This window comes from Geomonas sp. Red276 (assembly GCF_054784495.1).
In genome coordinates this window covers 43,465-57,352 of sequence record NZ_BLXW01000033.1, presented here as the reverse complement: position 1 = coordinate 57,352, position 13,888 = coordinate 43,465, and the positions used below count along the sequence as shown (strand labels likewise).

Sequence of the window (13,888 nt, the reverse complement as noted above, 5' to 3'; positions counted from 1 at the left end):
GCTAAAGGCGGGGATGGAGGAAGGAGCTCAGGGGGTGGCCGGAATCAAACGGAATAGATGGCCGGCTTGAATCGGAATGGGTGGCCGACTTCGATCGGAATCGGTGGCCGGCTTGCCGCGGAATACGCAAATTTTAATCGGATTTCACTTTTGTCTCATATGCAGGCCAACCATACAGAGAAGGCCGAAAGAAAAAGGCCGGGGGGGGCTTTGGAAATCTTGAAGCGAGAAATGCTTAAGGAGAGGTGAGCGAAAGGAAACGGGACTCCGAAGGGACTATTTACGACGGCGGGGGTCACTTTTGCCGGAAATATTTCTAGCCGATTGTCGCCGCGCGATGGTCGGCTTTTTCATTAGCCGTTGACCAACCGACATCGATCTACCATTCCAGCCACAGAAGGAGAACGAACATGAACGACACCTCGTAGCCCGGAACCACACCCCCCACAACAGTCGTCATACCGTCAACACGAGAGGCACTTTCCATACCGGAGGGTGCCTTTCGTCGTTTCATCAAAGGAGGCAATAAAATGGACATCTATCAGACCGTTACCGACCGCATTCTCCAACTGCTCGAAGCCGGAACCTGTCCCTGGCGTAAGTCCTGGTCGGGAGGCAGCGGAATCGCACGCAACCTCGTAAGCAAGAAGCCTTACCGGGGAATCAATCCTTTCCTCCTGGCAGCATCTCCGTATTCGTCGCCATATTGGCTCACCTACCGCCAAGCTGTTTCCCTCGGTGGACACGTGAAGCGTGGCGAGAAGTCTTCGATGGTCGTCTTCTGGAAGATGCTGGACAAGAAGACTGCGGACCAGGAGGCCGAGGAGACAACGAAGCACGGGAAAATCCCCATGTTGAAGTTCTACAACGTTTTCTCAGTGGAGCAGTGCGAGGGCCTTTCCGTGCCACCGGAGCCAGAGGAGGTCGTTAACGAGTTCACCCCCATTGAGAAGGCTGCGCAAGTCCCGAAAGGATACAGAGGAGCACCGACTATCCGCCACGGAGGCAACAGAGCCTTCTACCGACCTGCCGATGACATCGTACAGATGCCCCACCCGCATACGTTCGACCAGAGCGAGTCTTATTTTTCAGTTCTCTACCACGAATTAGGCCACAGCACAGGTGCTGCACATCGTCTTGCCAGAAAGGAGGTAGTGGACCTGAACGGGTTCGATTTACATGACCGGCAGGTCGAGGAACTCGTGGCGGAGTTCACTGCATCGTATCTCTGTGCCCATGCGGGGATCAGCCCCCAGACAATAGACCTGAGCGCAGCGTACATCGACAGTTGGATGAAGGTGCTTCGGTCGAAGGAAAACAAGAAGATGCTCGTGATCGCAGCAGCGAGGGCACAGGCAGCCACAGACCACATCCTTGGGAAGCAGTTTGGATCCGAGGAGACAGACCCGGAATAGCCACACTCACCATCTCGGACAGACGATTGCGACGAATAGGACGGCGGCCACCAGGCCAAAGTCCTTTCACCGTTTAAGGAGGACACATGCAACAGCTTACCAACCCAATCATCAATCTCCACACCATTAACAGGTACGAGGGGGCATATATCAGCGCCTTGGTGCTTACCCACGGAGACAACAAGTACCACATCCAGGGTGCCACTTCCGACACCATTCACGTATTCACTCAAGGCGTCGCCATCTACATACTGGTCACGAACAAGGGCCGTGGCTACATCGGAATGCACAGTTTCATGGCCCCAGAGAGTGACCCGATCAACACCGTGATTTTCCACACCCCCCAGGAGCTAATAAGGGTTCTCGGAAAGACCTGGGAGAAGCTATCTCCTGTAACGATGGTCTCCAAGTTGATCGACTACCTGATTTAGGAGGGACTATGGCGCTTTTCAGATGTAACAGATGCTACCCGATTTACGAGGACTACTACCCGACAGACGATACCTGTCTCAAAGGTAAGAAGGGAACAGTAAGGATTATCCAGGAGGATGTATGCGGTGCAGATGTGAGAATTGTGGAAGGAAGATCGGAAGGATGGAGCTAGTTCACGGTATCAGACATGGGACGTTAGACCCTGCATCAGACATGTTCATACCAGCCAAAGATAGCGCCGCGACCATTCTTTGCAGCAAGTGTTCGGAGATGTTGTTAAATCTCGTCTACGCAAAGCTCAACAAGCCGGTTCAACTTAGCAAGCCACGTTACCACTACAGATAAACCAACTACTTACAATTAAAACGACCAGACAGAAGGGGCCAACCACAAGGCCCCTTTGCTCATTTCTGACAGGAGAAAGCACCATGACAGTAGACGGACTCTTCGGACCCATCGAGATAGCAGACCCCAAGCCACGTAGCATTAAGTTCAAGCAGATCAAGGCTGTATATGAAACCCTAACAGTTAATGAGGGAGCAGGTAACTATCTGTCACCAAAGATCCGGTTCACGTCGCCAACACAGATATTTGACACTTTCAGTTTCCTCAAGGACGAGACCAAGGAGTATTTTATCGCCTTGCACCTGGACGGTAAGAACAGAATATTGGCGGTGGACATATGCAGCGTTGGCAGTTTGAACCAGAGCATCGTCCATCCTCGTGAGGTATTCAAGACAGCACTGTTGTCATCTGCGGCGGCAGTGATCCTTATGCACAACCACCCAACGGGAGACCCGACACCCAGCACTGAAGATTTGGAAGTAACCAGACGGCTCAGAGAGGCGGGTGATCTTCTCGGTATAAAGGTGCTTGACCATATTATTGTCGGCTCAAGCTACTATTCGTTCGTGGAAAGGGGAGTCATCTGACTTGTGGCTAATTTGCACACCGGCAATCATGAGAGTGGTCCCGCAGGAAAGATGATTGCTGGAGATTCGTAAAATGGCGGGGGCGAAGGTGCCCTCGCTTTTTTTAGAGCTAACGACGCTGTGGGTACTGTGGCACTGCGTTTCTCGGGTTTTGGGTGTTGTTTCGGTTAATGTAATGGTAGGGGAATCGGTAGTCGGCGGTTGAGGAGTGAATCCGCAATCTGTATGCCAACGAAGTTGCCTGTAGCCTAACGCGCTTCGCTTGTTACCTCTGCTCCTCAAAGCAAACAATGAGGCCGTTTGCATTTCGTCGCCGAGGGTGATCTCCTGTGACCTTGACACGGAGGGGTTCCCGGCTCTATCGGGTTTTACGGGCCTCAATTGCCGCAATCTGCTACAATATTGCTACAAAAAAATAAAAAAGGCTAGCCAGAATCGGCTAACCTATTGTTTTTATGGAGCGGGAAACGGGATTCGAACCCGCGACCTTCAGCTTGGGAAGCTGACACTCTACCACTGAGTTATTCCCGCTTGATGGAGCGAACTTTATACCTCAGCATCGTGCAGCTGTCAATGATTTTGTACATTACCTCACAAGGGTGAGAGGGATGGATGCCGGCTCCCCTTCTACAAGGAGCTCGGCATCACTATCTTGGAAAGCATCTTCTCGGCAACGGCACGACCGGGTACCTGGTAGGTCCCCGCCCCTATCTGCGCCTTGAGATCTTCGATCTTGTTCACCCTCATGTCCTGGCGCTGACGTGAGCTCGCAACCGGCATATAGGGAGAGAGATCGACTTTGTCAGCGGTCGCCTGCTGCTTCGCGGCCCCGTCACGGTGAGTATCGGCAGTTTCCGGCTGCTTGTTGTCGACCCGCTGGGTACCAACGTATGCGACTGCCGCCTGCTGATTCACATCTTCAATTTTCATTTGCAATATCCCCCAGTAATAGCTTGTACCTTCCCCTAGTCGGCGTTTGCAACAATAACTTTAGGCCTTTTTCATGGCTCGGCGCATTTTTTCTTAGCAACCCCATCCTCACCCCCGCCCTCCCCTTGAAGGGGAGGGAGCAGTTCAGAGGGGAGGGAGGAGGTTATGGAAGGCTCTTAGCTCAAGACCGGAAGATTCAGCAGGGAGGGGAACTCCTCTACCTGGAAATCGGCTCCCGCCAGCTCAGACGCTTCTCCATAACCGTAACGGCATCCGATCGTTATCACTCCGGCCCCTTCGCCCGCGGCCATGTCGTTGATGCTGTCCCCGATCATCGCGCATTCGCGGGGATCGAGCTCGAACTTCTTGACCAGGGCCAGAACCGGCTCCGGGGACGGCTTCCTGAAGGGAAGCGAGTCGGCCCCCAGGACGGTCGGGAAGAAACGGTCCAGACCGAGCTTCGCGAGCACCTCGCGGCAGAGAGCCACGTTCTTGTTGGAAACGAGGGCCATGGTGAAGCCACGATCGTGGAGTGCCTGGAGCGTTTCGGCGACGCCCGGGTAGGGACGGGTTTTGTCGGCGATGTGGGCAAGGTTGTAGGCGAGAAAGATCTCCAGTCCCTCTTCGACCTGCGAATCGGAGGCGCCCGGAAGCGCCCGCTCGACGAGGGAGCGCGCCCCCTGCCCGACCAGCTTGCGGACATCGGGGATGGTGAAGGGGGAGAGCCCGAAGTGCTCGCGCATGCGGTTGGCGGCGTCGGTCAGGTCCGGGAGGGAGTCGATCAGGGTTCCGTCCAGGTCGAAGATGAGGAGTTTTAACGCGGGCATCTGGGTCCTTCTTAGTTCACCCCATCCTCACCCTGCCCCTCCCCTTGAAGGGGAGGGAACCGAGGCGGAAGGAGTTGCCGAGAGGATAAAAGAAAATCGCGGCGGCCGGTTGTACCGGCGCCGCGATTCGCACTGCAAAATGGGGTCCAAGGGAGGGGATATTTACCTATTCCCACTCGATGGTTGCGGGGGGCTTCTGGCTGATGTCGTAGGCCACCCGGTTGACGCCCTTCACTTCGTTGATGATTCGCGAGGAAATACTGCCGAGTATCTCGTAGGGGAGCTTGACCCAATCGGCGGTCATGCCGTCGAGGGAGTTCACGGCGCGCAGTACGCAGGTGTATTCGTAGGTCCTGGCGTCACCCATGACCCCCACGGTCTTGACCGGGAGGAGTACGGCAAATGACTGCCAGATCTCGCGATATAACCCTGCCTTGCGGATCTCTTCGATGACGATGGCGTCGGCCTCGCGGAGGATGTCGAGCTTCTCGGCGGAGAGTTCGCCTATGCAGCGGATGGCGAGGCCCGGTCCCGGGAACGGCTGACGGTAGACCATCTCGTCGGGCATGCCGAGCTCTTTGCCCAGAAGCCGCACCTCGTCCTTGAAGAGCTCGCGGACCGGCTCCAGGAGCTTCAGGTTCATCTTCTCGGGGAGGCCCCCCACGTTGTGGTGGCTCTTGATGACGGCGGAGGGGCCCTTGGTGGAAACCGACTCGATCACGTCGGGGTAAAGGGTACCCTGGGCGAGGTAGTCGACCTGGCCGAGCTTCTTGGCCTCTTCCTCGAAGAGGTAGATGAACTCGTTGCCGATTATCTTCCGCTTCTGCTCGGGATCGGAGATGCCGGTCAGCTTGTTCAGGAAGCGCTCCTCGGCCTCGACGTAGTCGAGGTTGATCTGGAAGTGCTTGGTGAAGAGGTTGACCACCTTCTCGGCCTCGCCTTTGCGTAAGAGGCCGTTATTGACGAAGACGCACTGGAGCTGGTCGCCGATCGCCTTGTGGATGAGGACGGCGACGACGGCGGAGTCGACCCCGCCGGAGAGGGCGCAGAGGACTTTGCCGGTGCCGACCTTGGCGCGGATGGCGGCGATCTCGGTCTCGATGAAGTTGGCCATGGTCCAGGTGGGCTTGGAGCCGCAGACGTTGAAGAGGAAGTTGCCGATCATCTCGTCGCCGCGCGGGGTGTGCACCACCTCGGGGTGGAACTGGACGCCGAAGAAGCGGCGTTTCTCGTCCTTCATGGCGGCTATGGGGCACCCTTCGGTGTGGGCCATCAGCTGGAAGCCGGCGGGCATCTCTTCGATCCGGTCGCCGTGGGACATCCAGACTTCGGCGCCCCCTTCGAAGCCGGTGAAGACGTCGCTCTTGCCGTCGAGGAGCAGGGTGGCGCGGCCGAACTCGCGCTTGTCGCATTTCTCGACCCGGCCGCCCAACTGCTGGGTCATGAGCTGCATGCCGTAGCAGATCCCGAGGATGGGGATGCCGAGGTCGTAGATGCCGAGATCGGAGTGCGGGGCATCCTTGTCGTAGACGCTGGAGGGGCCGCCGGAGAGGATGATCCCCTTGGGGGCGAACTCCTTGATCCTGGCAAGGGTCATGTTGAACGGGTGGATCTCGCAGTAGACGCTCTGCTCCCTCACCCGGCGGGCGATCAGCTGGGTCACCTGGGAGCCGAAGTCAAGGATCAGCACCTTTTCGGAATGGATGTCGATGGTCATCGTTTTTCCTCTATAAAAACGTTTGCCACGGAGACCTTTACCCCATCCTCACCCCTGCTCTCCCCTTGAAGGGGAGGGTGAAGTGGTAAAGTCTCCGTGGCTGATTAGGGCCTATTTCTCGACGCGGTAGTTCGGTGCTTCCTTGGTGATCATGACGTCGTGGACGTGGGACTCTTTCAGACCGGCGCCGGTGATGCGGACGAAACGGCCGTTTTCCTGCAGATCGGCGATGGTCCGGCTCCCGGTGTATCCCATGCCGGCCCTCAGGCCGCCCATCAGCTGATGGACGTTGGCGGAGAGCGGTCCGCGCAGCGGAACCATCCCCTCGATCCCTTCCGGTACGAGTTTCACGTCGGCATCGACGTCGCTCTGGAAGTAGCGGTCCTTGCTCCCCTGCTTCATGGCGCCGATGGAGCCCATGCCGCGGTACCCTTTGTAGGCGCGCCCCTGGTACAGGATGGTGTCGCCCGGGGACTCCTCGGTCCCTGCGAAGAGGGAGCCGATCATGATGACGTCGGCACCGGCGGCGACCGCCTTGGTGATGTCGCCGGAATACTTGATGCCGCCGTCGGCGATCATCGGGACGCCGTACTTCTTGGCGATCTTGGAGCAGTCGGCGATGGCGGTGATCTGCGGTACGCCGATGCCTGCCACCACGCGGGTGGTGCAGATGGAGCCCGGTCCGATGCCGACCTTGATGGCGCTGACGCCGGCCTTGATGAGGGCTTCGGCGGCGCCGGCGGTGGCGATGTTGCCGGCAATCAGTTCGAGATTCGGGAAGGAGCCCTTGATGCGGACGATGGCGTCGAGCACCCCCTGGGAGTGGCCGTGGGCGGTGTCGATGACCACCACGTCGACGCCGGCTTTCATGAGGGCGTCGATGCGGGCTTCGGCATCCGGGGTGGGGCCGACAGCGGCGCCGACCCTCAGACGGCCGAGGGCGTCCTTGCAGGCGTTCGGGTACTTCTTGATCTTCTCGATGTCCTTGATGGTGATGAGACCCTTGAGGTTCTTCTCCTCGTCGACCACCAGGAGCTTCTCGACGCGGGTGTGTTTCAGGTGTTCCTTGGCCTGCTCGAGCGTGGTGCCGACCGGGACGGTGACCAGGTTCTTCTTGGTCATCCTTTCGGAGATCGGGAGGTCGAGGTTGGTCTCGAAACGAAGATCGCGGTTGGTCAGGATCCCCACCAGCTTCCCGTTGGCCTTGGTGATCGGCACCCCGGAGATCCGGTACTTGGCCATCAGCTCGAGGGCCTCGCGGATCTTCTGGTTCGGGCGCATGGTGATCGGGTCGACGATCATCCCCGACTCGCTCTTCTTCACCTTGTCGATTTCCATGGCCTGTTCGGCGATGGTGAAGTTCTTATGGATGAAACCGAGTCCCCCTTCGCGAGCCATGCAGATGGCCGCCCGTGACTCCGTTACCGTGTCCATGGCAGCGCTCACAAGCGGTATGTTCAGATGGATGTTGCCGGTGAGCCTGGTGGTGAGATCTACATCGCGGGGGAGGATGAGGGAGTGGGCGGGGAGGAGCAAAACGTCGTCGAACGTGAGCCCTTCGGGGATGCTGCTTTCTAACATAAGGGAGACTCCTTTTGTTTGTGCCGCAAAGGATATTAACCGGAAAACCTAATACAGGGGGATCGCCAAGTCAACTAAAAATAGACTCATTGGAGAGCGCGCAGTGACGGGAAGTGGTTGATATGTATACAAAACAGCGTTACACGCCCCTCGCCCTACGGGAAGAGTGGCCGAAGGCCCACACCCCATCCCCTCTCCCTTCGGGAGAGGGTGGCCGAAGGCCGGGTGAGGGTGGTTCTATATCTTCCCGCACCCCCGCCCCTCTCCCGGAGGGCGAGGGGGGGGGGGTGTTAAGGGCGGGGAAACGCTAATCAGCTCGGGATGAAGGCCTCTTTGTTGGTGATCCGCGACAGGGTGAAGACGATCAGCTTGACGGCGTTTTCCAGGTCGGAGAGGGACAGTGTCTCGACCGGGGTGTGCATGTAACGAAGCGGGATCTTCACCAGCGCGGTGGCAACCCCTCCCCGTGAGATCTGCATGACGTTGGCGTCGGTGCCGGTGGCCCGGGCGATGCCGGTGTACTGGACCGGGATCTCTTCGCTCTGCGCGGTGTCGGAGAGGAGATCGAAGAGCACCGGGTTGATGTTGGCGCCGCGCGGAAGGATCGGCCCCTTGCCAAGGCCGACCTCGCCGTTATGCTTCTTCTCCACGTCCGGCTGGTCGGTGGCGAAGTCCACCTCGACGCAGATGCCGACGTCGGGATTGACCGAGTAGGCGCTGGTGGTGCCGCCCCGCAGGCCGACCTCCTCCTGGACGGAAGAGACGCCGTAGAGGTCGATGGGAAGCCTGTCGGGGAGCGCGGACACGCAGCGGAGCACCTCGGCGACCACGAAGCTTCCGGCCTTGTCGTCGAGCCCCCGGGAGGTGACGCGGTCGCCGGCCAGGCGCTCCAGCGACAGGGCGAAGGTGATCGGATCTCCCACCCGTACCATCTCCAGGGCCTCTTTCTTGTCGGCGGCACCGATGTCGATGTACTGCTTGTCGAGCTTGATGACGCTATCACGCTCCTTGGGCTCGATCAGGTGGATCGGCCGTTTGCCGATCACGCCGTTGATGCTCCCTTTGGAGGTGTGGATGTGGACGCGGGTGCCTGGGGTGATGTGGGGGTCGACCCCCCCGATGGGGGCGAAGTAGATAAAGCCGTTGTCGTCGATGTAGCGGACCTGGAGGCCGATCTCGTCGGAATGGCCGACCAGCATCACTCTCGGGCGGTTCTCCCCTTCCCCCTGGATCATGCCGAACACGTTGCCCATGACGTCGGTGCCGACTTGGGCGAAGGAGGAAATGTAGGAGCGGAAGACCCGCTGGGCCGGCTGTTCGTACCCCGAGGGGCTGGGCGCGGCCAGAAGCTGCTGAAGGAATTCGAAGGAAGCTTCGCGCATGATTGTCACTCCGTATGGATTAAATAGAAATAGAGCAGAGTCTATGACTCTACCCTACCCTGTAAAGCGATCGAGTTCAATACTACCCAAAAAACAATGGAACACGGATGACACGGATAAAGGCGGATTAATCTAGAACCTGTCAAATCTTAAAATCTAAAAACCTTAGAACGCGGATGACGCGGATTGAACGGATTTACACGGATCAATCAAAGGCCAAGCCTTTGGGGTAACCCCAAAACCTTAAAAACAAAACCTGAACCTTGGAACGCGGATGACGCGGATTTGACGGATGAACGCGGATTGATCAAATACTAAGTCTTCGGGTTAACCCTAAAAGGCTTAAAGACTTTAAGGTTAATCCGTGTAAATCCGTTCAATCCGCGTCATCCGCGTTCTATTGCTTTTGATTTACATGGGATACTTTCCCATGTCGGAGGGATCGAGCTGGTCGAGGAAGTCAACGAATCGGCGGGCGTTGTTCTCCTGGTTCAATCCCTCCTCGGTCAGATCCAGGCTGGAAACCTGGGTCATCAGGTCGCTGTTGACCATGACCGGGATCCGATACTTAAGCGACATGAGCATCGCTTCGCTCACGTGGAGATCGACGGTGATCTGCTCGCCGTCGGCGGAGAGAAGCGAGACGTAGGAGGCAAAGACGCCGTCCTTGAGGCTCTCGATCACCACACTGGTGAGCTTCATCCCGAGCTTGTCGACCAGTAGACTGAAGGCGTCCTTGCGGCCGTTTTTGAGGGAGAGTTCACGGCCGACGAACTCGGCGGCGAAGGAGACCGACTCGTTGGTGCTGATCCAGACGGGCACCGCGTTCTTCTCCTCGGCGTCCTTCAGAATGATCACCGGCATCTGGGCGATGCCGTCCAGGGCGAACCCGAATACCTTCATCTCAATGTACATGTCTCATTCCCTCCCCGGGGGGTCAAGGATCTCACCCTTTAGAAGCGTCTGCAAACCTTCTACGATCTTCACGGGGACCACCTTCCCCGCACCCGCCTTCGCCAAGGCTACGGTGGGTTCACCCGCCGAAGCCTTGGCGAAGGTGGGTGCACCCGCCGAAGCCTTGGCGAAGGTGGGCGCATCCGCGATAATGACGCCACGGTTGCCACCGGTCCTGCCGAAGAGGGAATCCTTGCTGTCGCTTAAGCCCTCGATCAAGACTTCCTGGATCGTCCCGACCATCTCCTGGTTACGCTCCAGGGTGGTCTTCTTCTGCGCCGTCTGGAGCCGCTCCAGCCGCGCCTGCTTCTCCTCTTTCCCGGTGAGGTCGGTGAACTCGGCGGCCTTGGTACCGGGACGGGCCGAGTAGATGAAGGAGAAGAGGTCGGCGTAGCCGACTTCCTTCATGAGCGCCAGGGTCTCCTCGAAATCGGACGCCTCTTCACCCGGGAAGCCGACGATCATGTCTCCGGTGATCTGGATCCCGGGGCAGGCGGCCTTGAGGGCGGCTACCTTGGAGAGGTACTCGGCGCTGGTGTAGCCACGGTTCATCGCCTTGAGCACCCGGTCGCTCCCCGACTGGGCGGGAAGGTGGATGTGAGGCGCCAGCTTCGGTATCTCGGCGAAGCAGGCGATCAGCCGCTCCGAGATGTCCTTCGGGTGCGACGTGGTGAAGCGGAGCCGCTCGATGCCTTCCACCTCGGCTACCATCCTCAGGAGATCGGGAAAATCGGGCTCGCCGGGACTTTTCGAGCTGTACGAGTTCACGTTCTGACCAAGGAGCGTCACCTCGGTGACACCGGCGGCGGCCAAGGCGGCGACCTCCTCGACGATCTTGCCGGCGCTCCTGCTGATTTCGCGGCCGCGCACGTGGGGAACGATGCAGTAGGCGCAGAAATTGTCGCACCCCTGCATGACGGTCACGAAGCGGGTGACGCCGCTGTCGGTGTCGGCCGCGCCGTAGAGATCGAAGCGCTTCTCGTCGTCGAGGAAGTCGGTCTCGATCCGGCGCTTGCCGGTTTCCGCGGCGGCGACCATCTCCTGCAACAGGTGCAGATTATGAGTGCCAAAGACCAGGTTGACAAAGGGAGCCTTCTCGAGGAGCCGCTCGCCTTCCTGCTGGGCGACGCACCCCCCTACCCCGATGATGAGGTGGGGCCTTTTGCGCTTGATCGACTTGAACTTCCCCAGGTGGCCGTAGACTTTCTGCTCGGCCTTCGCCCTGATGCTGCAGGTATTCAACAGTATGAGGTCAGCGTGGGTGGGGTCCGGCGTCTGCTGGTACCCTATCCCTTTCATCAGTCCTACGATCTTCTCGGAATCGCTCACGTTCATCTGGCAGCCGAACGTTTCGAGATAGAGCTTTTTTTCCTGTATCACAACTTTCTTCCCGTTCTTTAAATGGTTGGATAATACGTGACTCAGCCGGTAGACGTCAATGCATATTAAATGAATGATTTTTCGGAGAAGCTGGCGGCGGGATGAGAGACAATCTCCCACCGGAGGTGACTTCTTGCTGGAAGACCAGCGGGCGCCTTGTCAGTGGGTGCGCGGTCTGGTATAAGAAAAAAATTCTTTTTATACTCTAACAGAGAATTGAGAGGGAGGGATTGCCATGTTCGGAATCGGGATGCCGGAACTGATTGTGATTCTGGTGGTGATAGTACTGGTGGTGGGACCGGGGAAACTGCCGCAGCTGGGGGCTTCGCTCGGTGAGACCCTGAAGAGCTTCCGCAAAGGCGTCAAGGACGAGCCCCGGGTGATCAATCCGAAGGAGGAGAAAGAGGGGAAATAAGGTCCGGTGCCGTCTTGACTATACCCTCGCCCTTCAGAGGGTAGCCGAAGGCTCTCTTACTATACCCTCGCCCCCTTGGGGGAGAGGGTATAAAGGAATGGTGAATCCCCGTTATCTCTTTCCGACGCAGAGGACGACCGGATAGCGGCGGATGGTGCCGTCGGCCTGGGGCTTTTCGATTTCTGCCGCCGTGACGGTCCGGACCTCGCTCAGGCCGTTTTTCGCGAACCCGCCGGACAGGAAAGCGGGATCGAAGCCGTGGTGGAAGACGCCGGTGGTGTCGTCGTGGAAACTGCCGTCTTCGCTCTGCAGGTCGGCCAGGGCCAGCCAGCCACCCGGCTTGAGCGAGGCGGCCAGCGACTCGATCAGCTTGGCGACGTCTTCCACGTGGTGCATGGTCATGCTGCTGACGATCAGGTCGTACCGCTTCTCAAGCTTCACCTCTACTTCCAGGTCGAGCAGCATGCCGTCCACGTTGGTCAGGCCCGCCGCTTTCACCTTCCCGTCCAGGACTTCCAGCATTCCCTTCGAGCTGTCACCGCCGGTGATGTGCTGTACGTACGGTTGAAGGCCAAGGGTAACCAGACCGCTACCGCAGCCATAGTCGAGGGCGACCATCCGGCTGTCGAGAGGGACTTCCTTCCTGATGGTTTCCACAATATCCCTGCCGAGTTTCACCCGCCGCGGCTGCTCGTCCCATTGGGCGGCGGCTGCATCGAAGTCGCGTCTTCCTTCCTTGGACACCGGAAACCTCCTGAAAAGCAGTTCTAGGTTCTACGTTCTACGTTCTAGGTTAACAGCCGAAACCGCGACGCCTAGCAAGCTCGCCAGAGGTTTTCAACATAGAACGTAGAACCTAGAACGTGCTTCACACAATAGTATTCAGGAATATGAATGTCAAGGTAACGGAGGCGGAGGGGGAGAAAAAATTCCGCAAGGGGGGCGACGCTGACCTGATCATCCTGTTTTGTACGGGGTCAGGATGATCTGCCAAAGGAGATGCTCATTCTTCTTCGGCACAGGGTAGATTGCTTGCGTCGGGAGGGAATCCCCCTTGCGGCATTGCAACTCTATTTTGGCAAGAACTGCCCCTCCCCTTCATCGGGAGGGAGCTAGGGGAACTGTCTCAGTTGATCAGGACTCCAGGGCGAGATACTCCTGGACGGTGTTGATGTTGCGGAAGGCGCGCAGGGAAGGATCGTGCCGGGCAGTCTGCTCCATCGGGAAGACCTTCACCCGCACCTGGTCAAAGAAGGAGACCACCCTTCTTCTCTCCTGCTGCAGCATCGCTTCGATGGCGGGGAGGCAGTCGCGGGAGTAGAGCGCGTGCAGAGGCTCCATGCCGTGGTCTCCTTCCGGAATGACGACGTCCCAGCCGCGGGCCTCGCGGGCCAGCGCCCGGAAGAGCGCGGGGCTGATCCAGGGCATGTCGCAGGCGACGGTCAGGATGTAACGGGTACGGCTGTGGGTAAGGGCGGCGTGGATGCCTGCCAGGGGCCCCATCCCCGGGTAGAGGTCCTTCACCTTCGGGCAGGGAAGGAAAGGATAGAGCTCCGGCGTGTTGGTCACCACCACGGTGTCGGCGCAAAGTTCGTTGACCTGGCGGTAGATCCTCTCGATGAGGGGGACGCCACCATAGGGAAGGACGGCCTTGTTTCGCCCCATCCGGCGCGACTGCCCGCCGGCCAGGATGACGGCGGTGACGTCGGGGAGAAGGGCGGGCTGGCCTCCAACGTGAAGTGGGGCGGCTACGTTCTCTGCAAACAAGCTCTCGTCTATCAGATTTGCGATTGCTTTCATCGGTTCTCTCTCGATTGGCGCCCTTGTAGCCGGAGGCCATCCTCATTTTACCCTCGCCCCTTCAGGGGAGAGCATGGCCGGAGGCTTCCCACTATACCCTCGCCCCTTCAGGGGAGAGGGTGG

Annotated in this window: 13 protein-coding genes, 1 tRNA gene and 1 pseudogene; 5 read left to right on the top strand and 10 right to left on the bottom strand. The window is 58.5% G+C overall.

What is annotated here, in order from left to right; translation table 11 throughout:
* Positions 1–530: 530 nt before the first annotated feature.
* The 4 genes and pseudogenes from ACYVL5_RS18745 to ACYVL5_RS18730 all read left to right on the top strand — a co-directional run.
* Complete coding sequence (locus ACYVL5_RS18745) at positions 531–1,415, top strand: ArdC family protein (RefSeq protein WP_460597100.1); 885 nt, start codon at positions 531–533, stop codon at positions 1,413–1,415.
* A gap of 86 nt (positions 1,416–1,501) precedes the next feature.
* Complete coding sequence (locus ACYVL5_RS18740) at positions 1,502–1,846, top strand: hypothetical protein (protein WP_460597099.1); 345 nt, start codon at positions 1,502–1,504, stop codon at positions 1,844–1,846.
* Between the two features lie 8 nt (positions 1,847–1,854).
* Positions 1,855–2,019 carry a hypothetical protein gene (locus ACYVL5_RS18735; RefSeq protein WP_460597098.1) on the top strand — a complete coding sequence of 55 codons (165 nt, stop codon included), beginning with the start codon at positions 1,855–1,857 and terminating at the stop codon, positions 2,017–2,019.
* Positions 2,020–2,413: 394 nt separating this feature from the next.
* A pseudogene (locus tag ACYVL5_RS18730) lies at positions 2,414–2,779 on the top strand (JAB domain-containing protein); the annotation flags it as partial.
* A 456-nt stretch (positions 2,780–3,235) separates the two neighbouring features.
* Here ACYVL5_RS18730 and ACYVL5_RS18725 read toward each other — a convergent pair.
* The 8 genes from ACYVL5_RS18725 to miaB all read right to left on the bottom strand — a co-directional run bounded on the left by ACYVL5_RS18725 (position 3,236) and on the right by miaB (position 11,550).
* Positions 3,236–3,310: transfer RNA gene (locus ACYVL5_RS18725), tRNA-Gly, on the bottom strand.
* Between the two features lie 96 nt (positions 3,311–3,406).
* The gene (flgM, locus tag ACYVL5_RS18720) at positions 3,407–3,709 is read right to left on the bottom strand and encodes a flagellar biosynthesis anti-sigma factor FlgM (protein WP_460597097.1); all 303 of its coding nucleotides are present in this window, start codon (positions 3,707–3,709) and stop codon (positions 3,407–3,409) included.
* Positions 3,710–3,885: 176 nt separating this feature from the next.
* Positions 3,886–4,536 carry an HAD family hydrolase gene (locus tag ACYVL5_RS18715; protein WP_460597096.1) on the bottom strand — a complete coding sequence of 217 codons (651 nt, stop codon included), beginning with the start codon at positions 4,534–4,536 and terminating at the stop codon, positions 3,886–3,888.
* Positions 4,537–4,702: 166 nt separating this feature from the next.
* Positions 4,703–6,253: a glutamine-hydrolyzing GMP synthase gene (gene guaA, locus ACYVL5_RS18710; RefSeq protein ID WP_460597095.1), complete on the bottom strand. Its 1,551-nt coding sequence runs from the start codon at positions 6,251–6,253 to the stop codon at positions 4,703–4,705.
* Between the two features lie 111 nt (positions 6,254–6,364).
* Complete coding sequence (guaB, locus tag ACYVL5_RS18705) at positions 6,365–7,834, bottom strand: IMP dehydrogenase (RefSeq protein WP_460597094.1); 1,470 nt, start codon at positions 7,832–7,834, stop codon at positions 6,365–6,367.
* Between the two features lie 311 nt (positions 7,835–8,145).
* Positions 8,146–9,216, bottom strand: a complete 1,071-nt coding sequence (locus ACYVL5_RS18700) for a M42 family metallopeptidase (protein ID WP_460597093.1) — start codon at positions 9,214–9,216, stop codon at positions 8,146–8,148.
* 411 nt (positions 9,217–9,627) lie between these two features.
* A complete protein-coding gene (locus tag ACYVL5_RS18695) occupies positions 9,628–10,131 on the bottom strand; it encodes a bifunctional nuclease family protein (protein WP_460597092.1) in 504 nt (167 codons plus the stop codon).
* Positions 10,132–10,134: 3 nt separating this feature from the next.
* Positions 10,135–11,550, bottom strand: coding sequence for a MiaB/RimO family radical SAM methylthiotransferase (miaB, locus tag ACYVL5_RS18690; RefSeq protein ID WP_460597091.1), 1,416 nt, complete (start codon positions 11,548–11,550; stop codon positions 10,135–10,137).
* Positions 11,551–11,785: 235 nt separating this feature from the next.
* Between miaB and tatA the strand changes: the two genes are divergently transcribed.
* Positions 11,786–11,965 (top strand): Sec-independent protein translocase family protein, encoded by a 180-nt coding sequence (gene tatA, locus ACYVL5_RS18685; RefSeq protein ID WP_460597090.1) that lies wholly within the window; start codon positions 11,786–11,788, stop codon positions 11,963–11,965.
* Between the two features lie 111 nt (positions 11,966–12,076).
* On the opposite strand, the gene ACYVL5_RS18680 is transcribed toward tatA, so the two are convergent.
* Together ACYVL5_RS18680 and mobA are read right to left on the bottom strand one after the other, a co-directional pair.
* Entirely contained in the window at positions 12,077–12,709 is a 633-nt protein-coding gene (locus ACYVL5_RS18680; protein WP_460597089.1) for a class I SAM-dependent DNA methyltransferase, read from the bottom strand.
* Positions 12,710–13,099: 390 nt separating this feature from the next.
* The gene (mobA, locus tag ACYVL5_RS18675; protein ID WP_460597088.1) at positions 13,100–13,765 is read right to left on the bottom strand and encodes a molybdenum cofactor guanylyltransferase; all 666 of its coding nucleotides are present in this window, start codon (positions 13,763–13,765) and stop codon (positions 13,100–13,102) included.
* Positions 13,766–13,888: the final 123 nt, after the last annotated feature.

Bases quoted from the DNA above. Each gene is read 5' to 3' on its own strand.
- ACYVL5_RS18745 (WP_460597100.1), top strand. From the start codon at position 531: ATGGACATCTATCAGACCGTTACCGACCGCATTCTCCAACTGCTCGAA.
- ACYVL5_RS18740 (WP_460597099.1), top strand. From the start codon at position 1,502: ATGCAACAGCTTACCAACCCAATCATCAATCTCCACACCATTAACAGG.
- ACYVL5_RS18735 (WP_460597098.1), top strand. From the start codon at position 1,855: ATGGCGCTTTTCAGATGTAACAGATGCTACCCGATTTACGAGGACTAC.
- flgM (WP_460597097.1), bottom strand. From the start codon at position 3,709: ATGAAAATTGAAGATGTGAATCAGCAGGCGGCAGTCGCATACGTTGGT.
- ACYVL5_RS18715 (WP_460597096.1), bottom strand. From the start codon at position 4,536: ATGCCCGCGTTAAAACTCCTCATCTTCGACCTGGACGGAACCCTGATC.
- guaA (WP_460597095.1), bottom strand. From the start codon at position 6,253: ATGACCATCGACATCCATTCCGAAAAGGTGCTGATCCTTGACTTCGGC.
- guaB (WP_460597094.1), bottom strand. From the start codon at position 7,834: ATGTTAGAAAGCAGCATCCCCGAAGGGCTCACGTTCGACGACGTTTTG.
- ACYVL5_RS18700 (WP_460597093.1), bottom strand. From the start codon at position 9,216: ATGCGCGAAGCTTCCTTCGAATTCCTTCAGCAGCTTCTGGCCGCGCCC.
- ACYVL5_RS18695 (WP_460597092.1), bottom strand. From the start codon at position 10,131: ATGTACATTGAGATGAAGGTATTCGGGTTCGCCCTGGACGGCATCGCC.
- tatA (WP_460597090.1), top strand. From the start codon at position 11,786: ATGTTCGGAATCGGGATGCCGGAACTGATTGTGATTCTGGTGGTGATA.
- mobA (WP_460597088.1), bottom strand. From the start codon at position 13,765: ATGAAAGCAATCGCAAATCTGATAGACGAGAGCTTGTTTGCAGAGAAC.